26 protein-coding genes are annotated in these 25,455 nt (G+C 47.3%); 1 reads left to right on the forward strand and 25 read right to left on the reverse strand.

The window, feature by feature from the left end; all coding sequences use genetic code 11:
* Positions 1-10: 10 nt before the first annotated feature.
* The 5 genes from F3H97_RS06395 to F3H97_RS06415 form a co-directional block, all read right to left on the reverse strand.
* Positions 11-580 (reverse strand): hypothetical protein, encoded by a 570-nt coding sequence (locus F3H97_RS06395; RefSeq protein WP_196430869.1) that lies wholly within the window; start codon positions 578-580, stop codon positions 11-13.
* A 3-nt stretch (positions 581-583) separates the two neighbouring features.
* Positions 584-1,486, reverse strand: coding sequence for a deoxyribonuclease IV (locus F3H97_RS06400; protein ID WP_074036625.1), 903 nt, complete (start codon positions 1,484-1,486; stop codon positions 584-586).
* 81 nt (positions 1,487-1,567) lie between these two features.
* The gene (locus F3H97_RS06405) at positions 1,568-2,911 is read right to left on the reverse strand and encodes a DEAD/DEAH box helicase (RefSeq protein WP_012726633.1); all 1,344 of its coding nucleotides are present in this window, start codon (positions 2,909-2,911) and stop codon (positions 1,568-1,570) included.
* A gap of 61 nt (positions 2,912-2,972) precedes the next feature.
* Complete coding sequence (locus tag F3H97_RS06410) at positions 2,973-3,911, reverse strand: sugar ABC transporter substrate-binding protein (protein WP_159562493.1); 939 nt, start codon at positions 3,909-3,911, stop codon at positions 2,973-2,975.
* Entirely contained in the window at positions 3,908-5,662 is a 1,755-nt protein-coding gene (locus F3H97_RS06415) for a sensor histidine kinase (protein ID WP_230872927.1), read from the reverse strand. Before F3H97_RS06415 ends, F3H97_RS06410 begins: the two co-directional genes overlap by 4 nt.
* A 129-nt stretch (positions 5,663-5,791) precedes the next feature.
* On the opposite strand from F3H97_RS06415, the gene F3H97_RS06420 reads away from it, so the two are divergent.
* Positions 5,792-6,745: a 4-hydroxy-3-methylbut-2-enyl diphosphate reductase gene (locus tag F3H97_RS06420; RefSeq protein ID WP_012726636.1), complete on the forward strand. Its 954-nt coding sequence runs from the start codon at positions 5,792-5,794 to the stop codon at positions 6,743-6,745.
* 42 nt (positions 6,746-6,787) lie between these two features.
* On the opposite strand, the gene F3H97_RS06425 is transcribed toward F3H97_RS06420, so the two are convergent.
* From F3H97_RS06425 to rpsU, 20 genes are all read right to left on the reverse strand, one after another.
* Positions 6,788-7,900, reverse strand: coding sequence for a Nif3-like dinuclear metal center hexameric protein (locus tag F3H97_RS06425; protein WP_196430871.1), 1,113 nt, complete (start codon positions 7,898-7,900; stop codon positions 6,788-6,790).
* Positions 7,900-8,616, reverse strand: a complete 717-nt coding sequence (locus F3H97_RS06430) for a tRNA (adenine(22)-N(1))-methyltransferase (protein WP_196430872.1) — start codon at positions 8,614-8,616, stop codon at positions 7,900-7,902. Before F3H97_RS06430 ends, F3H97_RS06425 begins: the two co-directional genes overlap by 1 nt.
* Positions 8,617-8,711: 95 nt before the next feature.
* Complete coding sequence (cccA, locus tag F3H97_RS06435; RefSeq protein ID WP_012726639.1) at positions 8,712-9,050, reverse strand: cytochrome c550; 339 nt, start codon at positions 9,048-9,050, stop codon at positions 8,712-8,714.
* Between the two features lie 132 nt (positions 9,051-9,182).
* Positions 9,183-10,277, reverse strand: a complete 1,095-nt coding sequence (gene rpoD / locus F3H97_RS06440) for an RNA polymerase sigma factor RpoD (RefSeq protein ID WP_012726640.1) — start codon at positions 10,275-10,277, stop codon at positions 9,183-9,185.
* Between the two features lie 35 nt (positions 10,278-10,312).
* On the reverse strand, positions 10,313-12,124 hold the full coding sequence (gene dnaG, locus F3H97_RS06445; RefSeq protein WP_196430873.1) for a DNA primase: 1,812 nt from the start codon (positions 12,122-12,124) through the stop codon (positions 10,313-10,315).
* Between the two features lie 126 nt (positions 12,125-12,250).
* Positions 12,251-13,093, reverse strand: a complete 843-nt coding sequence (locus tag F3H97_RS06450) for a pyruvate, water dikinase regulatory protein (protein ID WP_196430874.1) — start codon at positions 13,091-13,093, stop codon at positions 12,251-12,253.
* On the reverse strand, positions 13,080-13,709 hold the full coding sequence (ccpN, locus tag F3H97_RS06455; RefSeq protein ID WP_012726643.1) for a transcriptional regulator CcpN: 630 nt from the start codon (positions 13,707-13,709) through the stop codon (positions 13,080-13,082). The genes F3H97_RS06450 and ccpN overlap by 14 nt, the downstream gene beginning before the upstream one ends.
* Before the next feature lie 21 nt (positions 13,710-13,730).
* Positions 13,731-15,785, reverse strand: a complete 2,055-nt coding sequence (glyS, locus tag F3H97_RS06460; RefSeq protein WP_196430875.1) for a glycine--tRNA ligase subunit beta — start codon at positions 15,783-15,785, stop codon at positions 13,731-13,733.
* Positions 15,778-16,671 carry a glycine--tRNA ligase subunit alpha gene (gene glyQ / locus F3H97_RS06465; protein ID WP_196431848.1) on the reverse strand — a complete coding sequence of 298 codons (894 nt, stop codon included), beginning with the start codon at positions 16,669-16,671 and terminating at the stop codon, positions 15,778-15,780. Before glyQ ends, glyS begins: the two co-directional genes overlap by 8 nt.
* Positions 16,672-16,965: 294 nt before the next feature.
* Positions 16,966-17,715: a DNA repair protein RecO gene (gene recO, locus F3H97_RS06470; protein WP_074036609.1), complete on the reverse strand. Its 750-nt coding sequence runs from the start codon at positions 17,713-17,715 to the stop codon at positions 16,966-16,968.
* A gap of 3 nt (positions 17,716-17,718) precedes the next feature.
* Positions 17,719-18,627 carry a GTPase Era gene (gene era, locus F3H97_RS06475; protein WP_012726647.1) on the reverse strand — a complete coding sequence of 303 codons (909 nt, stop codon included), beginning with the start codon at positions 18,625-18,627 and terminating at the stop codon, positions 17,719-17,721.
* A 30-nt stretch (positions 18,628-18,657) separates the two neighbouring features.
* On the reverse strand, positions 18,658-19,005 hold the full coding sequence (locus F3H97_RS06480; RefSeq protein ID WP_074036607.1) for a diacylglycerol kinase family protein: 348 nt from the start codon (positions 19,003-19,005) through the stop codon (positions 18,658-18,660).
* The gene (gene ybeY, locus F3H97_RS06485) at positions 19,002-19,478 is read right to left on the reverse strand and encodes an rRNA maturation RNase YbeY (protein WP_074036606.1); all 477 of its coding nucleotides are present in this window, start codon (positions 19,476-19,478) and stop codon (positions 19,002-19,004) included. The genes F3H97_RS06480 and ybeY overlap by 4 nt, the downstream gene beginning before the upstream one ends.
* Complete coding sequence (locus F3H97_RS06490) at positions 19,456-21,543, reverse strand: HD family phosphohydrolase (RefSeq protein ID WP_012726650.1); 2,088 nt, start codon at positions 21,541-21,543, stop codon at positions 19,456-19,458. Before F3H97_RS06490 ends, ybeY begins: the two co-directional genes overlap by 23 nt.
* 43 nt (positions 21,544-21,586) lie before the next feature.
* A complete protein-coding gene (locus F3H97_RS06495) occupies positions 21,587-22,558 on the reverse strand; it encodes a PhoH family protein (RefSeq protein ID WP_074036604.1) in 972 nt (323 codons plus the stop codon).
* Between the two features lie 121 nt (positions 22,559-22,679).
* The gene (locus tag F3H97_RS06500; protein ID WP_196430876.1) at positions 22,680-23,099 is read right to left on the reverse strand and encodes a hypothetical protein; all 420 of its coding nucleotides are present in this window, start codon (positions 23,097-23,099) and stop codon (positions 22,680-22,682) included.
* A gap of 5 nt (positions 23,100-23,104) precedes the next feature.
* Positions 23,105-24,091, reverse strand: coding sequence for a flotillin-like protein FloA (gene floA / locus F3H97_RS06505; RefSeq protein ID WP_012726653.1), 987 nt, complete (start codon positions 24,089-24,091; stop codon positions 23,105-23,107).
* Positions 24,088-24,600 (reverse strand): NfeD family protein, encoded by a 513-nt coding sequence (locus F3H97_RS06510; protein WP_031423231.1) that lies wholly within the window; start codon positions 24,598-24,600, stop codon positions 24,088-24,090. The genes floA and F3H97_RS06510 overlap by 4 nt, the downstream gene beginning before the upstream one ends.
* A 134-nt stretch (positions 24,601-24,734) precedes the next feature.
* Entirely contained in the window at positions 24,735-25,184 is a 450-nt protein-coding gene (locus F3H97_RS06515) for a GatB/YqeY domain-containing protein (protein WP_074036596.1), read from the reverse strand.
* A 33-nt stretch (positions 25,185-25,217) separates the two neighbouring features.
* Positions 25,218-25,412: a 30S ribosomal protein S21 gene (rpsU, locus tag F3H97_RS06520; protein WP_029334745.1), complete on the reverse strand. Its 195-nt coding sequence runs from the start codon at positions 25,410-25,412 to the stop codon at positions 25,218-25,220.
* Positions 25,413-25,455: the final 43 nt, after the last annotated feature.

Here is a 25,455-nt window from a genome sequence, read left to right on the forward strand (position 1 = left end):
CTTTTATTATTTAGTCTAATGTATGAATGGCTTTATGACAGGTCGGACAAACCCAGATGCCACGTTCCTCTGTCAAGTGATACTCAATCAAGTGATACGCCTCTTGCCCAAAGCGTTCAGCTAGGTCTTCATGACAGTTCGCACAAGTCGTCACGTTCGACTTTGGTGCTAGAAGTTTTTCTCGAAACAAGTGCGCCTCATATGACGCTTTCGTCCATTTAGACGATGGTACATGATAGCCGTCATTCCATTTTGTTCGAATCGACTCGTACGGTTCATCCCCCTCATACATTCCCACTTGCAAGAGCGGATGATGAAAATGAAGTTGTAACAGGTCGACTAAGGAATACAGCGCTATCCCTTCCTGTTTCTCTCCGAGCCAATACGGATCGTCTGGTCGCTCAATCGTCTCTTCAAGTAACACCTCTGCTTCCGCCACGATGCCATGCCCCATCACTTCGATAAATGCTGTCGGTGTCGTCACGGACCCCTTTACATAAACGGGACTTTGTTCAAGAAAATAAGTCGGGAATGCGTTCCAGACATCATATCGCTTTGGATCGACTTGTAGGACGTTCATCGCTTATTGATGAGCGAGCGTGAATCGTTCACGCCACTCGGCATCAAATTGATTGGCACGGAACATTTCAATCTCTTGTTTATATGGAGCGACTTTTGTTTTTTCGCTAATCGGGATATATGGCGTTTCTAGAATTTTCGGTAGATGCGCAAATGCCTCGTGATGAATGACACGATTCAATGTATCAAACCCGATCTCTCCGTAGCCAATGTTTTCATGACGGTCTTTTTTTGCACCGCGCACATTCTTCGAATCATTTACATGAATCACTCCGAGACGGTCGAGTCCGACGATGCGATCGAATTGTTCAATGACGCCGTCTAAGTCACCGACTAAGTCATATCCTGCATCATGGACGTGACACGTATCAAAGCAAACTGAGAGTCGATCATTGTGCGTCACACCATCAATGATGGTCGCAAGCTCTTCAAACGTCTTACCAAGTTCGCTTCCCTTCCCTGCCATCGTCTCAAGCGCAATCTTCACTTTTTCATCACCCGTCAACACTTCATTCAATCCTTCGATGATTCGAGCGAGACCGACTTCTTCTCCCGCTCCGACATGAGCGCCTGGGTGAAGAACGACGTGACGAGCCACTTGGAGTGCTTCTGCCCGTTTTAATTCCTGAGTCAAGAATGAAACAGCCAATTCAAACGTCTCTGGTTTCGTCGTATTCCCGAGATTGATGATATATGGTGCGTGAACAACAATCTCTTCGATGTCATGTGCGGCCATATGTTTGAGTGCTGCCTCAATATTTAAATCTTCAATGGGTTTACGGCGTGTGTTTTGGGGCGCACCTGTATACACCATCATCGTATTCGCCCCGTAAGAGACAGCCTCTTCACTCCCTGCTAACAACATCTTTTTACCTGATACCGAAACGTGTGAACCTATTTTTAACATCCTCATCTTCCCTTCATCATCTTCTCTCTCTAGTGTACACAAAAAGAAGAACCGACTCCAAGAAGTCGATTCTCCCAAACATTATCGTTTATTTTTCTTACGTGCTGCACGGCGATCCGAGCGTTGCTGTTGCATATGCTCACGTGATGCCGTCTCTTTCAACTTATACTTGAATTTCTTCTTATAGCCAGGCTTGACTTTCTTCTTCGCCTTCTTGATTTCACCGGCCATCCGACTATGAGCCGTGTGTGAGACCTTCATCTTACGGTCTGTTTGGCGACGACGACGTGTCTTGATCGGTTGAATCGAACCGTTGCGCAAGTCCACATGAGTGAATTCGAACCCACGTTCTTCAAGTCTGTTGATCGGTCCATTCTCATGGTCCTCATATAGTGTGTACGCCTCACCTGACGCGCCCGCACGTCCCGTACGACCGACACGGTGTGTATAGAAATCAAGATCTTTCGGAATCCCATGGTTGATGACGTGAGAGACTCCTGAAATATCGATACCGCGAGCCGCTAAATCCGTAGCAATCACATACTGATATTTCGCATCATTGATGTCCTTGATGGCTTGTTTGCGGCGACGTGCCTGCATGTCACCATGCAACGTACCGACGTTAAGTCCAGCCTCACGGAACGATGTCTCTAACTCATCCGCTTCTTGCTTTGTGTTTGTGAAGACAAGACAAACGAATGGATTGATTGCTTTCGCAATTTCGACAGTCAATTCTTTACGGTCACGGTGACGTACTGGAATCACGTGGTGCTTGATTTTTGGTGCGACGCGATGTTCTGGACTCGCCTCTGCAAAGCGTGGGTCATGAAGGTACTTCTTCAAGAACGGTTCAAGGTTCTCAGGAATCGTCGCTGAGAAGACCATCGTTTGCAGTTTTTCAGGAAGCGCCTGTGCGATGCGGTCGACCTCGGGCAAGAATCCCATATCGAGCATTTGATCGGCTTCATCGACGACAAAGTGTGTCACTTTGTGCGGGAATAACGCCTGTGCTTTCATGAGATCAAGGATTCGTCCCGGTGTCCCGATGATTAACTGTGGCGGATTTTTCATCTTATCGATCTGACGTTCGCGGTCTGTCCCTCCGACAATCAAACTCGATTTGATGTAATCTGGGTTTTTAATAAGAATCGATTTCAATTCTTCATGAATCTGCCAAGCGAGTTCGCGTGTCGGTGCGACGACGATTGCTTGAACTGAAGCATCTTCTGGGTTGATCGCTTCAACGATCGGTAACAAGAACGCAAGTGTTTTACCCGTTCCTGTCTGTGATTTTCCAATAATATCTCGACCATTCAAGGCAGCCGGAATAATCCGGGCTTGTATATCGGTCGGTTTCGTAATGCGCTTTTCGGTTAACGCATCAACCATAAACGGTAGCAATTTGAACTGTTGGAAGCTGTTCAATCGATACACCTCCTGTTTCTTTCCACTTTTCCTAGCATAGCGGAATCAAATGATTTGTCAATCAATCTTTTGCCACACCTTCATATAAATAACTCGATGAATAATAGTGTTTGGCAATTTTCTTTCCATTTAAATGTTGTTCGAGCGCTTTGAAGCCGACTTCCATCATCTCGTTCGGTGACTGCACGACAGTGGCATTGACCTTCCCGTTTTGAATGAGCGGATAGATATCTGAAATCCCGTCGACCGACACGATCGTCTTGTCCGTCAAACCATGACTTTCTAAAGCCCGGACGACACCAAACGTATTATCATCATTATGTGAAAAGATTGCATCAAACGGAATCTCTTCTTCTAACCAACGTGACATCTCGATTTCAGCTTGGAATGTGTCATAGTTCCCGGTGATGGATGCAATGATCTGAAAATCGTCGCCATGTTGCTTTTCGTACTCTCGGATACCAAGACTTCGGTCCATCGTGGAGCGAACTTTCGGCGTCCCCCTCACTTCGACCACGCGAATCGGACGTTCGAGCTCACTATACTTGGCAGCAATTTGTTCGGCCGCCATCCGACCGATATCGACATTGTCGGAAACGACGGATGTGAGCACACTCGGATGATCAATCATGCGGTCAATCGCAATAATCGGAATGTTTTTTCGTTTTGCGCGTTCTAATGAGGGTTGAATGAACGTGTCATCGAGAGTCGTCAAAAAGATGGCCTCGACACCCCGGTCAATCAATGAATCTAGTTTTTCTTTTTCAAGGACACGCGAGTCTTCACTCGTGGTCGGAATCGGGATGAACCCTTTTTGGTTTGCTGTATGCACGAACGAGTCCAGTAGTTTATTCGCATGCTCATGTTTATCACTGACAAACACAAATCCGACTTCTTTTTCATTCGTTTTTTGCTCTGGGAGTTGAATCGAGGTAATGAGGAGAATCGTCATGGCCCACACGACCGGTAACCAAAGCCAATAATGTTTTAGTCCTTTCATGACGGTTGTCTCCTCGGGATTTTGATTAAAATCGCGGTCCCCTTGTTCATCACACTATCAATCTCCATCGCACCGTTAACGCTCTTCAAGTACTCTTGAATCATATAGATCCCTAGACCATTCCCACTTTCCTTCGTCGTATTGAAGGCGGAACCAACTGTCTTTAGTTGTTCCTCACTCATGCCAATCCCGTTATCCTCAATCAAGAAGCGATATTCCTGCTCCGTAAAGAGGACCGTCACGACGACACTACCTTCAGCCCCTTTTGATTCGACGGCATCGACCGCATTTTTGAAGAGGTTGTAGATGATTTGAACGAGCATATCAAAGGATGCATAAAATGGCGGCATGTCGTTCGGTACAAGTAATTCCCATTTCGTAGGTCGTTTATAACATTCGGCATCCATTAAAAATTCAAGTCGTTTCGCAAAGTCTAACATGTTGATCCAATCTTCGTTTTTACCAGCCTGATCTGGTTTGGCGAGCGTCAACATCGTTGAAATCAAATCATTCGCCCGCTCCAGTTCTTTGATGGCGACATCCACCATATCTGAGCTACCTTGACCCTCGCGCACCATTTGTAACGTGATGTGGACGGGAGTTAGAGGATTTCGAATTTCATGGGCAATTCCCGCGGCCAATTGACCGAGTGAGGCTAATTTTTCTTGATGCAAAATCAACTGTTGCTGACTCAACTGTTCACGTCGTGACGTTTCCATCCGTTGTGCATAATCGTTATACGTGTCGAGTAGCGTCTCCACTTCTTTCGAACCGGTTCTTTCCAACGAGATCGTTCCGAGCGATTGTTGTTGTTTAATTTGATTGACCAGCTCGACAAGCGGATTCGTTAACGTCCGGGAAAGCAACAATCCAACGAGAATGCTCAGGAAGAATGTAACGAGCGCAATCATCAAATACTGCCAACGCGTGTCGTAGACCGTTTCATAGACGGAGTCATTTTGATGTTTTGCGAGCATGCTCCATCCACTGACTCGTGCATCCGGTTCAAACATTACCGTATCTTCATCCGTACTCAAGATTGTCCGTTCGCTTCGATCTAATGCTTCGTCGATGACTTCACGCGATATCCGACGCTCTGCATCTGTGACCAAGTTGAACGAAGTCGTCAACACTTCGCCTTGCTCATCTAACAAGTATAGAATCATGTCATCATTCGCAGATTCCAACGAACGACGATACAAGTCAGAGTTCAAGACACTAATGCTTCCCCCAAAAATACCGATTGGTCGGTTCTCTTCGATGACCGGAACGTATAGGAAAGTTCCCATATCCCCACTGATCATCACAGGGTCACTCATATATAGTTCTTTTCCACTTGCAGTCAATACTTCCGTAAACTTCGGATCGCGTTTCAAGACAGAAGAGGCGACTTGTCGCTCCGAGTACCATTTAAATGAGTCTTGATTGACATCATAATAAAAGATGGACGTAAAACTCGTGCGTTGATTCAAATATCCTGTTCGGATCCGTTCTTCAATCCATGGCTCATTTCCAACGTAAGCGCCTAAGTAAACTAAATCCTCATACAATTTCCCAAGTTGGGACTCCACATTCTCAATACTGTCATCGATGGCGTAATCAAATTGCTCTTTCGCCAATTCTTCTGCTCGAGACACCGTGACGCGGTCAGCAGAGAAGGCAAGTGATGAAATGACAAGTGCTAAAATAATGATGATGATGAACGTAATTTGGAAAAAGTACGATTTTCTTAGTTCACGCAATGGTTTCATGCGATTCACGGCGTCCCTCCTCTCTAACCTAAAAATTATAGCATGAATACACGCAAATCTTTTCGTATTTTCGAAACAATGTTAGACTAATACGTATGAAAGCACTTCGAAAGGAGCCTTCGTCTTCATATGAAAGTTAAAAAAATTAGCCCACGCGGATATTGTTATGGTGTCGTCGATGCCATGAAGCTCGCAAATGAGGCCGTCGCAAATCCAGATTTGCCACGCCCGATTCATATACTTGGAATGATTGTCCATAACCGTCACGTCACGCAGGCGTTTGAGGATCTCGGTGTCAAAACCGTTGATGGAGAAGACCGCATGCAAGCGCTCGAAACCATCGATCGAGGAACGGTCGTCTTCACGGCGCACGGCATTTCACCACTCGTCCGGAAACGTGCCATCGAGAAAGGATTGACGATTGTAGATGCCTCTTGTCCTGACGTCTTGGTCACACACGATTTGATTCGTGAGAAAACGGCAGAAGGATATGATGTCATCTATATCGGAAAACACGGGCATCCGGAACCGGAGGGTGCAATTGGTGTTGCACCAGACCATGTTCATTTGATTCAATATGAACATGAAATCGATCAGTTGCCGAGTCGCTTGTTCGAACGAAAAATTTTGGTGACGAACCAGACGACGATGAGTCAATGGGACGTTTCCGCATTAATTGAAACGATTCAAGCCCGTTATCCTCACGTGGAAGTGCATAATGAAATCTGTAACGCGACGCAAGTTCGTCAAGAAGCCGTCGCTGAACAAGCGGGAGACTGCGAATTGTTGATTGTCGTCGGAGATCCTAAATCTAACAACTCCAATCGTTTAGCACAAGTTTCAAAAGAGATTGCCGGAACGAATGCATATCGAATCGGTGACTTGAGTGAACTTGACTTGAATTGGCTCGAGGGAGTCGAGACCGTCGCTGTGACGTCGGGCGCCTCTACTCCTACACCGATCACAAAAAAAGTCATCGACTTTTTGTCGCAGTATGACCCAGACGATTTAAGCACGCACGATAAAACGCCATTTCTTGAACTTCGGAGCATCTTACCGAAAGTGAAAGCTTTGCGTAAGTGAAGGAATCCCCCATTCTCTCAGAGGATGGGGGATTTTTAGGATTTACTTGAATTGAAACGGGTTCGTGTTGGCAACAGATTGAATCAAGTCGACATTAATTTTCGCTTTTTCAAACTTTTTGCTGAGCACATCGATTACACCTTGTTTCATGATACTCTCGACATGATGCCCTGGGTCTACGACTGCAAGCCCAAGGGCCATCGCATCATGAGCCACGTGGAAATATAAATCACCCGTCACATATGCATCTGCACCTTTGAAATGCGCAGTAGACACATATTTATTCCCGTCTCCACCTAATACGGCAACTTTTTCAATCGAACGCCTCGGGTCTCCGACGACTCGCACGCCCTCAACCCCAAAGCTTGTTTTCACGTGTTCGGCAAACTTTTCAAGTGTCATGGCCTGTTCAAGTCGACCGATTCGCCCTAGCCCAAATACATGACCGTCGATTTCATCGCGCATGAGGTCATACGCGACTTCCTCATAAGGATGGGCGTCTTTCATTGCTTTTAGTACACGCTTTTTCTGACTCTCCCGAACGACCGTTTCGATTTTCACTTCGTCCACTTGTTCCGTTTCATGTGGGCGACCGATGAAGGGATCTGTCCCTGCGAGCGGAGTGAATTGTCCCGTTCCGGATACACGGAACTGACAGTCCGCATAGTCACCTATATGTCCCGCACCCGCTTTTCCTAGAGCACGGGATACGTCTTGCGCATGCGTGGATGGAACGAATACAGATAGTTTATAGACCGGCTCTTCATAGGTCGGGACGAGTACTTTCGTATCGTGAAGACCGATCGCCTCACTCATCCAATCGTTCACACCACCGCTGCATACGTCTAAATTCGTATGGGCGACATAGACCGCGATATCGTGCTGAATACATTTCATCGTAATCTTCCCAGCCGTGGAGCGGTCATTGACTTGAGCTAACGGACTAAAGATGGGTGGATGATGCGCGATGATCAAATCAATCTGTTTCTCAATCGCTTCATCCACAACCGATTCGAGCACATCAAGCGTGACCATGACCCGTTTGACTTCTTTGTTGAGCGATCCAATCTGTAAGCCGATTTTATCCCCTTCAACCGCCAAATGTTTCGGAGCAAATTCTTCAAACAATTGAATCACTTGATTGCCGTTCGCCATTACTGACTCACCTCTCTCATTTTGTCACGCATCCGTTTGAATTCCACTTGTTTTTGAATCAAGGCATCCGATTGAATGCCAGCTGCCATCTGTCCAAGCACATAATCGAGCTTATCGGCTTCACGACTCCATTTGAGTTTAAATGGTTCCGGTCGCTCTTGAACGAGATATGGGCCGAATAACAACTGCCACATCCGCTCGTCCGACGCGTCGCTATAGATGGTCTCACTACCTTTTTCTCCGACTAGGATTTCGTAGACTTTATCATTTTCTTCTACAATTGCCTCTTCGACAAGGACATATCCATGTTCAAGCAGCCAGCTTCGTACGTGTTGCCCATCAACGTTCGGTTGAAGGACGAGTCGTTCGACCGCACCGAGCTTATATTGACCCGCTTCGAGAATCGAGCGAATCAAACTGCCGCCCATCCCGCAGATTGAGATACACGTCGCTTCATTGGGCTGTAAGACAGCAAGACCATCGCCGAGGCGTACATCAATGGCATCACTGGCCCCAATCAAATCGACTTGTGCTCTCGCAGCTTCCATCGGTCCAACGTTCACTTCACCCGCGATTCCTTTCGAAATGATTCCTTGCTGAAAGGCATAGCATGGGACATACGCATGATCTGAACCGATATCGGCGAGCACACTTCCTTTTGGGATATAATCGACAACCTGCTTCAATCGTCGGTCTAACATGACACGTTCTTGCATACAGACAACTCCTTTGTTCTACTTCTTCCCTAGCGTATCGAATTCTCTACAGTTCGACAACAAAAAACGCACCCCATCACGGAGTGCGTCACCTCTTATTGTTCAATCAACCAGTTCGCAAGCACTTCTGCTTCTTCAGCTGATGCAAGACCTGCTGGCATCGCACCTTGACCGTTGACGATGATGTTTGCGATTTCTTCTGGTGAGAGACGATCGCCGACACCTGTAAGTGCTGGACCGACGCCACCTTCAAGGTTTCCGCCGTGGCAACCTGTGCAACCCTTCGCAGCATACAACTCTTCTGGGTTCATTTCAGTGACTGCTGGACCTTCAGCCGCTTGTTGCGCCTGATTCACCCCAAAATACGATAATGATACCATGGCAATAATTGCGACGATTGCGATTGCCGCAAACGGTAACAATGGATTACGCATTGTAGTTCCCCCTCATGTTCATTCCAAATTTCTATCCAACACTATTTTACTCAAAAAATAATAAAGAAGGAAGGAAAATCACTCATTTTCCTTCCTTTCTTCTAAAACTTCACACTTTATTCAAATATGAAATTAATCGAGGAAGTCTTTCAAGCGTTTGGAACGGCTCGGGTGACGCAATTTACGAAGGGCTTTCGCCTCGATTTGACGAATCCGCTCACGTGTGACACCGAATACTTTACCAACTTCTTCGAGTGTGCGTGTGCGGCCATCGTCTAGTCCGAAACGCAGGCGAAGGACGTTCTCTTCACGGTCTGTCAACGTATCCAACACGTCTTCTAATTGCTCTTTCAACAATTCATAGGCTGCCGCATCTTGAGGAGCCATCGCATCTTGGTCTTCGATGAAGTCACCGAGATGTGAATCGTCTTCTTCCCCAATCGGTGTCTCTAAAGAAACAGGTTCTTGGGCAATCTTTAGAATTTCACGGACTTTCTCAGGTGTGAGTTCCATCTCTTTGGCAATCTCTTCCGGAGAAGGTTCGCGACCGAGGTCTTGAAGCAATTGACGTTGGACACGAATCAATTTGTTGATTGTTTCCACCATGTGTACAGGAATACGAATCGTACGGGCTTGGTCAGCAATCGCACGTGTGATGGCTTGGCGAATCCACCACGTCGCATACGTCGAGAATTTGAACCCTTTCATGTAGTCGAATTTTTCGACCGCTTTAATGAGTCCCATGTTCCCTTCTTGAATCAAATCAAGGAAGAGCATCCCACGACCGACATAACGCTTCGCAATCGACACGACGAGACGTAGGTTCGCTTCTGCGAGACGTTTTTTCGCTTCTTCGTCCCCTTGCTCGATTCGTTTAGCGAGCTCCGTCTCATCTTTCGCACTGAGAAGGTCGACACGTCCGATTTCTTTCAAATACATCCGAACCGGGTCGTTGATTTTGATTCCAGGAGGTACTGATAAGTCGTTCAAATCGACTTCTTCATCCTCTTTTTTCGCAGGTGTTTCTTCTGCGTCAGCAGCATCTTCTGTGACACGGATGTCTTTAGCCTCTAAATCTTCGATGAAGTTATCGATGAAATCCGAATCCACCTCGAAGTGACTAAGGCGATCTTGGATTGCTTGCATTGAGACGACGCCTTTTTTCTTACCTAACTTTTCAAGTTCCTCTATGGCGTTAAATAAATCCTCTTTCTTCTTCTCTGCCATCTAGCAGTTCAACTCCTTCCAAACTTCATCCACGATCATCGTTCTCGAAGACGACGACTACGGGCAATCAATTCTTGTAGCTTGGACGCCTGGTCTACAATACTTTCGGCGTCTTGAGCGATTTCCCTTTTTGCACGCTCGATTTGACGTTGCTCCTCATAACTGTTTATCACCCGAATGTATTCGTCTAAAACCTCTTCAGACAGTTCATCCGGTCCAGCCATCAGACGGATCTCTGCAAAACGCATCGCATAATCAGGGCGTTGATCGCAATAACGCTCCATGAACGAAAGCGTGATTTGATCAAACTCATCCTGTGTCATCGTATCGGATACGATTTCATACAATGCTGACACTAACATACGATGGGTTTCATCTTGATAACGCAGCCCTAAACGGTCGCGTACGAAACGGACCTGCTCCGGTCCCGTCAACATCGCACGCAACAAGTACTTCTCGGCTTTCATCCAACGAGGCTCACCTGTTTTACTCGAACGCTTCCGTACCGGCTCTACAGGTTCCATCGCGCGGGTGGGAGTTGATTCACTTGATGTCGGACGAGGAATTCTCGAACGGAGCGTCTCTAGCGGAATCTCAAACTCATCCGACAGTTTCTTCACATATAAATCTCTTCGAATCGAATCATTTGTCTTCCCGATCTCTTCAAGCATAGATTCAATAAAGCGAATCCGTTCTCCTTCTCGGTTCAAGTTTTTTCCTCGCCGGTACATGCGATTCATAAAATCGAGAACACTCAACTGCTCAGTTTCAATAAACTGCTGCCAGTGAGTTGCGCCATTCTGACGGATATAATCATCTGGGTCCGTCTTTTCTGGTAGTGGCAAAACTTGGACATCGAGTGGAGACGCTTCTAAGAGGCGAATGACTTTTTGTGTCGCTTCTTGTCCCGCGTGGTCTCCGTCATAACAGATAATGACTTCATCCACGATTCGAGATAGCGCCCTCGCATGTTGAGGAGAGAACGCGGTTCCGAGCGATGCCACAACTTCTTGTGTGCCCGCTTGCGCGACTTGTAAAACGTCAACGTTCCCTTCAACGAGGAAGACACGCTTTTTCTTACGCATCGTCGCCCGGGCTTGAGAGAAGCCGAACAATAACTCGCTCTTATTGAAGAGTGGCGTCTCAGCCGTATTCACATATTTTGGTTGTCGGTCATCAATCGCTCGTCCACTGAAGCCAACGATGGTGCCGTCTCGATCCGCAATCGGAAAGACGACCCGTCCTTCAAATCGGTCAAAATATTCACCGGACTTCGACTTTGAAATCAAACCTGCCTCAACCATTACTTCTAAATCAAACCCGCGCCGCTCCAACAGCTCGACAGTAAAGCGTCGTTGGTCTGGGGCAAAACCGATCTTGTATTGCGCAATCGTCACTTCAGCCAGATCACGATCCCGTAAATACGTTAAGCCCACTTCTCCAGCTTCTGTTTTCATCAACACTTCATGATACAAGTCAGCGACAAGGCGATGCGCATCACGCATCTGTTTGCGCCATACCTGTTCTCGCGTCAGTTCCTCGTCCCCTTGGATCCCGTCTACCGAAATATTCGCCCGTGTTGCCAAGCGTTCGACCGTCTCAGGAAACGACAATCCCTCGGTTTCCATCACGAACGTAAATACATTACCGCCGGCGCCACAACCGAAACAGTGATACATCCCTTTTTCAGGTGAAACGGAGAAAGAAGGTGAGTTTTCGGAATGAAACGGACATAATCCGACAAGGCGGTGTCCTTGTTTCTTTAATTCGACACGTTCGCCAATCAATTCTACGATATCGGTCGCTTGTTTCACTTCTGCGATGACTTCATCTGGTATTCGTGGCATGTTGACCACTCCCTGTTTCCAATCTCGCAACGAAACGGAACGCTCATCACGTTCCGTTTCACTGTACTGTCAATACTCTATTATACCCTCTTGAAGCAATGATTACTAATTGAAACACTTACCCATTCAATCATCTTTAGACTGTTCAAGATGACGCAAGATGATCCCTGCCGTTTCTTCAACTGCTTTGTTCGTCACATCGATGACATCGCAACCGATTCGTTCATAAATACCACGCGCATACTCGAGTTCACGATTGATTCGCTCTAGCTGCGCATAATCTGCTTCCGGCTTCAAACCTAGCGATTTGAGACGTTCCATTCGGATTGAAATCAGCTTTTCCGGGGAGATGATCAACCCGACACATCGTTCAGCAGGCAAATCAAACAATTCCTCAGGCGGTCTCGATTCTGGAACGAGTGGCACGTTCGCGACTTTGTATCGTTTCAGTGCCAAATATTGAGATAGCGGCGTCTTTGACGTTCGAGAAACACCGACCAACACGATATCAGCTTTTTTCAGGCCACGTGGGTCCCGACCATCGTCATACTTGACGGCAAACTCCATCGCCTCGATTTTTCGGAAGTAATCATCATCCAATCGATAGATGAGTCCCGGCTTTTCACGTGGCGCTTCTTTCAATTGGCTAGATAATACATCGAGCAAATCTCCGAGCAAATCAACCGTTTTCACTTGATGCGCTTCACCAAGCCGCATGAGAAGGGCGCGATGTTCCTCATTAACGAGCGTGAACGCAATGATGGCCTGTTGTGCTTTTGCTTGCGTGACGACATCGATAATCGTCTGCTCATCTTCGACGAACGGGATGCGAAGGGTTTCGATCGCATTCTCGTGGAATTGGATACTCGCTGCGCGGACGACGAGTTCGCACGTCTCTCCGACCGAGTCACTTACAACGAACACGAGTTGTTTCGTAGTCAATTCGATTTCCTCCTCAGATCGACTCATCGTTCGCTAACGCAATGAGCACCTTCGTCATATTGGTCTTCGTCATACGGCCGAGTACAATCAATTTCCCATCTTTTTCTTCTACGACGGGCATGGCATCGATTTGTTTCTCAATCAATTTCATCCCAGCTCGAATCAACGTTTCTGTTTTCTCACATACTGTAATGTTCGGCATGCGGGTCATGATGACGTTGACGGGTAACTGGTCTAAGTCTTGATTTCCGATGGCCGCACGAAGGAGGTCTTTACGAGATAAAACTCCGACTAACTCCCGGTCACGTCCGACAACGAACAATGAGCCGACATCTTCTAAGAACAACGTGACAATCGCATCATATACCGTCATCTCATCCCTTACGACTTTCGCAGAAGACATGAAGTCCCCTACGGTCAGCGAATCTAACTTTTCTCGTAGCATCGACGAATTCCGTTTGCCAACGAACGTGTAGCCGACACGAGGTCTAGCTTCAAGTATGCCTGTCATCGTCAAAATAGCGAGGTCAGGCCGCAGGGTCGCACGTGTCAATGAGAGCTCTTGTGCGATTTGTTCCCCTGTGATCGGCCCGTTCTCCTTCACGATCTCGACGATTTTTTGTTGGCGTTCATTCAGTTGCATAGCCAACCCCCTCTAGTTTGTTTAGAGTACGAGCGCGTTGAAATCTGCGACACGCTTAATCGTCGTTGCAAGTCGGTTCATTTCATGGAGACGGTTTTGGCGGACCGCCTCGTCATCACTCATAACCATTGTATGTTCGAAGTACATCATAATCGGTGATTCGAGTTGTTGTAGAAGGTCGAGCGCTTTCTTGTAATCTCCCATCTCGACAGCTTCGGCTGTTGCAGGAGCGGTCTGTTCAATCGCATCATGCAATGCAATCTCATGATCGTTCTCAAACAAGGAAGGATCGACATCTCCCGCTTCACCTTTTTTCGAAATGTTCACGACACGCGACAATTGCTCAATCAACGCCTTCGCATCCGTCGATACAAATTCTTGAATCGCGTCTGCGCGAGCATCGAGTCGCACAACCGTCAATGAGGTCGTCAATACAGCGTCAATCACATCATAACGAACCTGCTGTTCTTGCAGGCGATATTTCAAGCGCAATTTGAAGAACTCATCTAGTTGTGCCTTAACTTGTTCTTTATCGGCTTCATAGAGTCCTGCTTCCAGTTGTAATTCGACAACTTTTGAAAGCAACGTGTCGATTGAGAGATCAATCTTCCAATCTCCAAGAATCTGAACGACACCTTGGGCCTGGCGACGAAGCGCGAACGGGTCTTGTGAACCGCTCGGAATCATCCCGATGCCAAAGAATGCTGCAATCGAGTCTAATTTGTCGGCAAGGGCAAGAACGGCACCCGTTGCCGTCTCTGGAGAAGCGTCCCCAGCAAAGCGTGGCATGTAATGCTCACGGATTGCCGCTGCCACTTCCTTGTCTTCACCTTGTTGGAGTGCATATTTCTCACCCATGATTCCTTGAAGTTCTGTGAACTCGTATACCATCTGGCTCACGAGATCAAATTTATGAATGGCACCGGCACGGCTTACTTTTTCAAGGTCTGCCTCGAACAACGGTGCAAGTTCCTGAGCGATTTTCGTCACACGACGCGCTTTCGCACCAGTCGTTCCCAATTTTTCATGGAAGACGATGCGATCGAGACGTCCGAGCTGATCATCGATTTTCGTCTTTTTGTCTTCCTCATAGAAGAACACGGCATCCGCAAGACGGGCCCGGATGACTTTCTCGTTACCGCGCGCCACATTTTCAAGATGCTCGGCATTCCCGTTTCGTACCGTCACAAAATAGTTTTTCAATGTTCCGTCGAGATAGACCGGGAAATAACGTTGATGCTCTTTCATCGTTGTGATCAACACTTCCTCAGGCAAGTCAAGGTACGCTTCATCAAATTCCCCAAAGAGAGCGGTCGGCCATTCGACTAAGTTTGTCACTTCCTCAAGCAAGTCGGCGTCGAGTGGAATCGTCCATCCTTGTTTCGTTGCAAGCTCTTGAATTTGACGTTCGATTTCAGCTTTACGCATCTCGTAGTTCGCCATGACAAAAGCAGACTCTAATGTCTGGACATATTCGGTAGGTGATGAGATGACCACGTCCCCTTTACTGAGGAAACGATGCCCACGCGTCACGTTATTCGTTTTCACGCCTTCGATTGTGAAGTCGATGATGTCTTGACCAAAGAGTGCGATCAACCAACGAATCGGACGCATATACCGTAGGCTGCTCGTTCCCCATTTCATGTTTTTCGGGAACGTCAAGCTACGGACCACATCTTCAAGACCGTTCAATAGCGAGAGCGTCTCTTGTCCCTTTTCATGACGTTCCGCGAAGACATACTCGACTCCTTTTTCTTCTGCGAAATAGAGATCTTCTACTGTCAATCCGCGGCCACGTGCAAAACCTTGTGCCGCCTTCGACCAGTTACCTTCCGCATCTTGTGCAATCTTTTTGGCAGGTCCACGAAGAGTTTCTGCCAAATCCTGTTGCGTTTCAGCCACATCACGAACGATGACAGCCAAACGACGTGGTGTCGAGTACACTTCGATTGAGCCAAAATCAACACGCGCCTCTTTTAAGAACGCGTCAACACGTTCCGCCAACTGTTTCTCTGAACGCAAGACATATTGAGCCGGCAGTTCCTCTAATCCAATCTCTAACAGAAGGTCACGCATTCAAGTCACCTGCTTTCTCTTGTTTCAAAAGTGGGAATCCAAGGCGTTCCCGTTCTTCAATAAATTTAGCGGCACACGCACGTGACATGTTCCGGACACGCTGGATGAAGCCGGTACGTTCCGTCACAGAAATGGCGCCTTTTGCGTCCAACAAGTTGAACGTGTGCGAACATTTTAGAATGTAATCGTATGCAGGGAAGACAAGGTTTTCTTCAAGCGCACGCTTCGCTTCTTTCTCATACGTATCAAATAACGTAAATAACATGTCGACGTCAGACAATTCGAACGTATATTTCGAATGTTCAAATTCTGGTTGATAGAAAATGTCACCGTATTTGAATCCGTCTGTCCAGACAAGATCGAATACACTTTCTACTTCTTGAATATATGACGCGAGGCGTTCAAGTCCGTATGTGATTTCCACGGCAATCGGGTCACACTCGATTCCACCGACTTGTTGGAAGTATGTGAACTGCGTGATTTCCATTCCGTTCAACCAAACTTCCCAACCGAGACCTGCTGCTCCGAACGTCGGGTTTTCCCAGTTATCTTCGACGAAACGGATGTCATGCTCAAGCGGATTGATGCCAATCAGTTCAAGACTCTCCAAGTACAACTCTTGAATGTTGTTTGGTGACGGCTTCATGATCACCTGAAACTGATGATGCTGGTAAAGACGGTTCGGGTTTTCTCCGTAACGACCGTCAGCTGGACGGCGTGACGGTTCGGTATAACAGACGTTCCACGGTTCTGGCCCAAGGCTTCTGAGGAATGTCATCGGGTTCATCGTCCCGGCCCCTTTTTCCACATCGTACGCCTGCATCGTCAAACAACCTTTTGACGCCCAAAAGTTTTGTAGCGTGAGAATGATTTCTTGCACTGTCATGTGCTTCATTAATGACACCTCCAATAGTATTGAAACGACAAAAAACGCCCCTATGTGCCTAGCACATAGGGACGGGATTGATTCCCGCGGTTCCACCCTACTTGCCCCAATAATGGGACCACTCTTAAAAGATGTGGGCGCTCTGGAATCGCCATTCGCTCTTCTCATGATACCCGGCTCACACCGCCCCGGACTCGCTTCATTCATGACAGGAAGAGTTACTTTTTTCCTTCATCGCGCACGCTATTTCATTTGTCTAATCGTACATCATCGTATCGAATTCACTATAAAAAGTCAATCCTCATTCAGATGAAGTCGAATCATTTGATCGAGCACCCGTTTCGTCTTTAATCGTAGTCCACTATACGATTCCATATAAGCATCAAAGAGCAGGCGCAAAAGGACTCTGGACTCATCCGATAGCGGAACGTTCCGAAACTCTGACAATTCGTGCTTACTCATCAAATAAAGTAGTTTCGCCAATCTTTCGGACAGCCGAATCACACCTTCTTCTGGATGTCGCGCACATAAAAAGCCACCGGACGCGACAGAGAAGTACATGGGATCCGTCACATCTCCACAGCGCACACATCCCGTCAAGACTGGGGCGACGCCTAATAGATGCAAAATACGTAATTCAACATAGTGCGTGATGACATCTGCGTCCATGCCCGCATTCAGTGCCTGCAAGGCATCCCGTAATATTCGAAATAATGGACGATTTTGGACACGATCCTCGACAGATCGATCAACAAGTTCTAACCAATACATCGCATATGCCATCCGTTCGACATCTTTTCGGATTTCAGGATAAGACGTCATGACGTCAGATGATTTTAACTGAGCGAGTCCTCGGCTAGACGGAAAGATATAGACACCTTCCACAAACGGCTGACTCGATGCGTGAAACCGGCTACCCGGTTTCTTTGCGCCCCGTGCCATGATCGCGACTTTGCCAAGTTCCTCTGTAAACAATGTCACGACTTTATTCGATTCCCCATAATTAACGGTACGAACGACGATTCCCGTGACTTTTTGTAACATGGCTCAATACTCGTCGTCGCGGAAACCGAGGTCACGAAGCTGACCCATCTTGTTACGCCAGTCTTTCTGCACTTTTACCCATAGGTTCAAATAAACTTTAGTCCCGAGAAGCGCTTCGATATCATGGCGCGCGTCTGTTCCGATTTCACGAAGCATAGCCCCTTTTTTTCCGATGATGATTCCTTTTTGCGAATCACGCTCCACCATGATCACGGCTTCGACATCAATCATCTCAGAGTTCTCACGTTTCTTGATCGATTCGATGGCTACAGCAATCGAATGAGGGACTTCATCGCGTGTCTTATGCAACACTTTCTCACGAATCATCTCTGAGATAATGAAACGCTCCGGGTGGTCCGTCACTTGATCGGCCGGATAATACATCGGTCCTTCAGGCAACAATTTCTTGATCTCACCTAAGAGCGGTTCGACGTTGTTGCCTTGTAGCGCCGAAATCGGGACGTACGCCGCGAAATCCAATTCGTTCGTATATTGTTCAATCACTTTCGGAAGTTCATCCGGATGGATTAAATCGATCTTGTTCATGACGAGAATAATCGGTGTGTCGAGCCCTTTGAGTTTCTCAATAATAAAGTCGTCGCCAGCTCCACGCGGTTCCGTCACGTTCACCATGAAGAGAATCGCATCAACTTCGCGTAATGCGTTCGTCGCCACTTTCATCATGAAGTCGCCAAGACGGTGTTTCGGTTTATGAATCCCTGGTGTATCGATGAAGATGATTTGGGAATCATCGGTTGTGTACACACCTTGCACCTTATTTCGTGTCGTTTGTGGTTTATCCGACATGATGGCAATCTTTTGTCCGATCACACGGTTTAAGAATGTCGATTTCCCGACGTTCGGTCGTCCGATAATCGAGACGAATCCGGATTTAAAATCTTCTTGATACATAATGCACCTGCTTTCTCTATTTCAGAACTATTAGTATAGCATGTTCCATAGCCGTGGACCGAATATTATGAGCGCCGTTACGGCAGCACCAAGTGAAGCGACTAAAACAGCTCCTGCGGCAACATCTTTCGCTTGCTTCGCGAGTGGATGGACGTCTTCTGTCACGAGATTAACCGTTCGTTCGATTGCCGTATTCATCATTTCCATGCTAATAACGGCAATCACCCACCCGAACAAGATGACGATCTCGAGTCTTGTCGGCTGTAACCAGATTGAAAAGACGAATACGAGAAAAGCCGACAGGAGATGGAGTCGCATGTTCCGTTCCGAACGAACGGCATGGAGGATTCCCTCACATGCCACACGGAACGGTCTCACACGTTGCCTCGCTTCAACTCAAAATGAGTGAGCACTTCTTCTTGCCTTGCCGTCATCTCCGCTTCTTCCTCAGGTGTCATATGATCATACCCAAGTAGATGGAGGAATCCATGAATTGCTAAAAAGCCGAGCTCCCGCTCAAACGAATGACCATAGTCAGCTGCCTGTTCTCGGCATCGTTCTACCGAGATGACGAGGTCACCGAGAAGATGTGGCTCATCTTCATCGAGCATGAAATCCATCTCGTCATCCCCCATCTCATCAAATGCGAAACTGATGACATCGGTCGGGGCATCTTTGCCTCGCCATTCTCGGTTCACTTCATGGATTTCCGCATTTGTTAAATACGTGACCGACAATTCGCTCGGCTCTTCCACCTCTTCTAGTTGGGCGGCATGTTGTAAAATCGACTCGACGAGCTCGATTTGAGATGTAGTTAACAATTCATGTTCATCGTTCGAGATGATTTGCATGTAATTCTCCCTCTTTCTTTAATTCTGGGTATTCGATTCGTTCGTGGAACAAGCCGGTCAGCGTCTCACACGCACTCTCTCCGACGCGCCAAATTTCTTTCGTCGTCAATTCACATTCTTCGAACTGCCCATCCGCCAACTTGTCGCGAATGATTGTTCGAACGAGCATTCGGATTTTTTCTGGCGTCGGTTGTTTCTGCGAGCGGACAGCCGCTTCGATTGAATCGACGATCATGACAACGGCAGCCTCGCGCGATTGTGGCTTTGGACCTGGATAGCGGAAACGAGACTCTAACACCTCTTTATCAGGATCTTCCTTCGCTTTAACGTAGAAATATTTCAATAAAGACGTTCCGTGATGCTGCTCTGCTATATCGATGATTTCTTTCGGTAACTTATAACGTCGCAACAGATCCGCTCCGTCATAAGGATGAGCCATAATAATGTCTGCCGATTCTTCAGGCGTCAAGCGATCATGAGGATTCCCGCCACCTTGTTGATTTTCAATGAAATGAAGGGGACGCTCCGTCTTCCCAAGATCGTGATAATAGCTTGCGACACGTGCGAGAAGACCATCTGCGCCAATCGCCTCACATGCGGACTCTGCCAAGTTCGCCACCATCATACTATGATGATACGTACCAGGTGCCTCCATTAAAAGTTTCCGCAGCAGCGGATGCGTCGGACTCATCAATTCCACAAGTCGACCAGAAGACAAGACGCCAAACCACGGTTCCAAAAATGGCAGGAAGCCAAACGTCAAGACAATGGAGAGCAAGGCGCTAATGACGGCAAATCCAGAAAGATACATCGCCATTTCCCAGGAAACTTGCACGTTCCGAAGTAAGAGTAACGCGATGACCATGATGATGTTGACGAAACCGAGCAACACCCCTGATAAGAATAGTCGCTTCCGCTGAATTTTCGGTTCAACTAAAAAGACAGCTAGAAAACTACCCGTCGCCACATACACGAGCGTCATGAAATTCGTGCTCTGTCCGAATGTGACAACGACACTCCCGGCAATCATCGTAATGAAGGCCGAGGCGAGCGCAACTCGTTCATCGATCAAGATGCGTAGAAGCAATACGACGAACGCTGTCGGCGCTAAAATATAGGCATATGTCGTAAAATCGACACCGATATATCCGACACCAAAAAAGATGCCGAGTTGTAAAAGTAGCAAGCCATAGACCGTCACTAAGATTTTCGGACTCAGTAACAGGTCTTTGATTTTCGAGCGGATGAGCATGAATAGAAACCCACCGGTCAACAATGCGCTGAGCAAGAATGACCCGAATAATGGTGCAAGGGAACGATTCGGATCGATGGCTCCAGATAGCTCTAATTTCCGATATATCTCTCGAGTCACCACCTCACCTTGACTGACGAGTAACTGTCCTTCTTGAATGATGACAGGATCGACAGCATCGACGGCCTCTTGTTCTTTTTGACGGGTCGCCTCAGAGTCAAATACATAGTTCGGTACGATGAGTTCATCGCTTAACGTTTTCGAAATGGCGCGGAACTCAAACGAGAGCGGCGATTGATCGATAATCGCTGCTGCTCGGTCTCGAGCCGCAGCGACCGCTTCATTACTCGTTTCAATCCGGTCGTCCATCACTTGTTGTAACGCGGTGACTGTGACATCTTCTACCGTTTGTCGGGTATCTTCACTCGCTTCAAGCAACGAATTCAACTCTTCATCAGCTAATACACCGTTCGCCTCTGTAGAATTTAGACGGTTTTTAATATCCGCCAGTTCAGTCTCCTCATCCGTTTGGTCGAATGCTGCGAACAACTGCTCGACTTTAGCGATTTGTTGGTCTGCAAATTCTTTTCTCAAGGAGAATTGACTGCCGACACCATTTGTCACTTCTTGTTTCAATCGTTCGGTCGCAACACGGTCCTCAACCGTGATCGGAGACCGAATATCCTGTTCGGCAATCCCAAGCGGTTCCACACTGATGATGGATGGGCGCACGGTAAAGTATAGAATGGCGCCTAATAAGAGAAAGAAAATCAACGAGATGGTCGCGACTGTCCAGTTTTTAGCTTGCTGCATTCGTGCCCCCCCTTTTCACGATCTGGTGACCTCACACGTACATTTAAGTGAGGTCCGTACTATAGGCGTTGATGATTTTCTTAACGAGCGGATGACGGACGACGTCAGACGCACTGAAGTGTTCAAAATGAATACCATCCACGCCTTCTAACAGGCGTAACGCTTCCTGTAACCCCGATGCCTTGCCTTTCGGTAAATCGACTTGGGTCAAATCCCCTGTGACCACCATTTTCGATCCAAAACCGAGTCGCGTCAAAAACATCTTCATCTGTTCTTTTGTTGTATTCTGGGCCTCATCCAAGATGACGAACGCATCTTCTAACGTGCGTCCACGCATATAAGCGAGCGGAGCCACTTCAATCGTGCCCCGTTCTAACAAACGGTTCGTCTGTTCCACGCCATACACATCAAATAGGGCGTCGTATAATGGGCGGAGATATGGGTCCACTTTCTCTTTTAAATCTCCCGGTAAAAATCCAAGGTTCTCTCCCGCTTCAACGGCAGGACGCGTCAAGATGATCCGTTTGACTTGCCCTTCTTTTAAGGCACGCGCCGCAAGTACGACAGCTAGGTACGTCTTTCCTGTTCCGGCTGGTCCGATACCAAAGACGAGATCACGTCGTTCAATCGCACGAACATACCGGCTTTGACCTACTGTCTTGGCACGAATCGGTTTCCCCTTATTCGTCGTAAAAACAACTCGTTCATAATGTTCGAGCAGTTCATCTCCCTTTCCGACTTGAATGTGCTGGATGACGCTAATGGCATCACTTTCATTTAGACGTGCACCTTTTTTCACTAACGTCTGCAAGGTGATGATCACTTGTTTCGTTAATTCAAGAGCCTCAAGTGTATCGGCTTGAATAATCAACTCCTCACCCCTTGGGATGAGTGCCACTTTCAATTCTGTTTCAATCGCCTGGAACACTTCATCTTTCGGTCCGAGTAAAGCTTGTGCTTCGTTCGCATGTTCCATGACGAATGGTATTTTATCAGTCATAATCAATGGATGCATTGCCCCCTCATTAAAATCGGTTATTCCTCTTTTACTTTAGCACTATCACGCCTATCGTGAAAGAAAGACCGCGTAATTTTCCACGCGCAAAAGGCAGTAACATGACGTCACTGCCTTCTGTTCACTTCTTCCGTTTCGAGATAGGAGGTTGTAATACCTCACTCCAAATGACAGCTTCCCGCATTCGCTTTTGTGAAACGTTCAGTTGTCTCGGTTTCTTTTCCTTTTGAATCGGTGGAATTTTAACCGCTTGTTCGAATTGCGCGCTCACTTTCGGCATCTCGACATGACGTTCACGTGGAGCCGGTCGTTCTTCTACCGTTCGAGCGACTCGACGCCTCACCTTTTGTGGTGTCGGTTTTTCGTCCGAGTCATCGAATGCCGTTTCAATCTCTTTCATGACGTCCCCTACCGAATCCAAATAGCGTTTCAGTTCACTGCTTTGAGGACGGTCTCCAGAGGACGATGATTTTTCGAGCCGTTTCATCACTGCCGAGGCAATTCCGAAGGCGGCTAACAAGAGTACCCATAGTCCATCCATATCAATCACTCATTATCTGATTCAGAATCGACAGGTGCCCCAATCGCTTTTCGCATTTCTGTATCCGCTTGAACGTTCAAGTAGTTCACGTAATCCATGACACCAAGCTTTCCGTTTCGTAACGCTTCTGCCATCGCGAGTGGGACTTCCGCTTCGGCACCGACAACTTTCGCACGCATTTCTTCTACTGAAGATTTCATTTCTTGTTCGCGTGCAATCGCCATCGCGCGACGTTCTTCCGCCTTCGCTTGAGCGATTTTCTTATCTGCTTCTGCTTGGTCCGTCTGCAAGACCGCGCCGATGTTCTTACCGATATCGATGTCGGCAATATCGATCGAAAGAATCTCAAACGCTGTTCCTGAATCTAAACCTTTTGTGAGGACAGTCCGTGAAATCATATCCGGATTCTCTAGTACGTGCTTGTGGTTGTTTTGTGAACCGATTGTCGACACGACCCCTTCACCGACACGGGCGATAATCGTTTCTTCCCCCGCACCACCGACGAGACGATCGATATTCGCACGTACGGTAATACGTGCTTTCGCCTTCACTTCAATCCCATCCATCGCGACACCCGCAATAAATGGCGTTTCAATGACTTTCGGGTTAACTGACATCTGTACAGCCTCGAGCACGTTACGTCCTGCTAAATCGATGGCAGCAGCCCGTTCGAATGACAATTCAATATTCGCACGGTGCGCCGCAATCAATGCGTTCACAACGCGGTCTACGTTACCACCAGCCAAGAAGTGACTTTCAAGTTGGTTCGTGTTTAATTCAATTCCTGCTTTAACCGCTTTAATCAACGGGTTCACGATTTTCGAAGGAATAACGCGACGAAGGCGCATTCCAATCAATGTGAAGATCGAGACGTGGACGCCCGCTGCAAACGAACTGATCCATAGTCCGACCGGTACGAACGTGAAGAATACGGCAAGTGCAATCAATCCTCCACCTGTAATGAGTAACGTTGTCAGTAATTCTGGTGTCATTCTGTTACATCCTCCTTCGGTTCTACAAAGCTTCGAACGACAATCCGTCCAGAATCCACTTTATAAACCTGAATTTTTGTCTGCTGATCGAGATAGCCACCTTCCGTCACGACATCAAGTCGTTCTCCGTCGATTTCGGCAGTACCTGCTGGGCGAAGTGGTGTCAAGGTGACTCCCACTTTGCCGAGAAGTTGTTTTCGATCTTCGTGGGACAAGTAGCCTTTTTCAGTCGATGTCGAATCCGTCAAAATCAACCCTTTATAAATGAGCGGACGATTCGTACTCAAGCGGCGGTATGCCCAAAAGCCGAGACCTGTTAGCACCGCTGCCGCGAGACCAATCGATAGCCACAGTTGACCGATCGTCGCACCAGCCATAATCAAACTCGCAACGACGGCTCCGATCCCAAGCAAACCGAACAATCCAAACCCTGCTACGAACACTTCAATTCCAAGAAGGACGACTCCGACAAAAAAGACTGTCAGAATCACTCCGAGACCAAATGTCATCGTCTTGCTACCCCCTTCCAAATTCAAAGCTATCTCCTATCTCTAGTGTATACGAAACAAGATTGAATGTGGTTTCAGAATACGCAAAAAAAAGCAGAAACTTTCGGTTTCCCGAAAAGTAACTGCTTTTTTCATCAATTCGTCAATTGTTGTTTGACGATTCGGTTCACAAGACCACCGTCTGCCTTGCCTTTGACTTGCGGCATGACGACGCCCATCACCTTACCCATATCTGATGGAGCGGCTGCATTCGTTTGAGCAATTGCTGCTTGGACGATGGCGGTCACTTCATCTTCTGAAAGTTGTTCAGGCATATAGGCTTCTAGGACGACAATCTCTTCTGCTACTTTGGAAGCAAGGTCTTCACGACCAGCGCTTTCGAATTCTCGGAGGGAGTCTCTGCGCTGTTTCATCTCTCGGTTGAGCACCGTGAGTTCCTCTTCCTCGGTAAGATCTTGACGACCTAGTTTGATAGCCTCATTTTGGAGCGACGCTTTGACCATCCGGATTGTCGTAAGACGATCCTTTTGTTTCGCGCGCATGGCTTGCTTCATGTCGTCCGTCAAGCGTTCTTGAAGACTCATGAGCCAACACCCTCTCTACAAATGAAACTGGAATCAGAATTTCTTACGCTTACGCGCAGCTTCTGATTTCAATTTACGTTTTACGCTTGGCTTTTCGTAGTGACGACGTTTACGAACTTCGGCAAGTGTGCCATCTTTCGAAACACCGCGTTTGAAACGACGAAGAGCGTCTTCAAGCGATTCGTTTTTACGGACACGAGTTTCCACTAGTTTTCCCTCCCTCCGAATTACACGACTAAGGAAACGTGTTTCACACGTCATATCATATTAT

The sequence above is a fragment of the Exiguobacterium sp. SRB7LM genome, assembly GCF_015712685.1.
GTDB classification, from domain to species: domain Bacteria; phylum Bacillota; class Bacilli; order Exiguobacteriales; family Exiguobacteriaceae; genus Exiguobacterium; species Exiguobacterium profundum.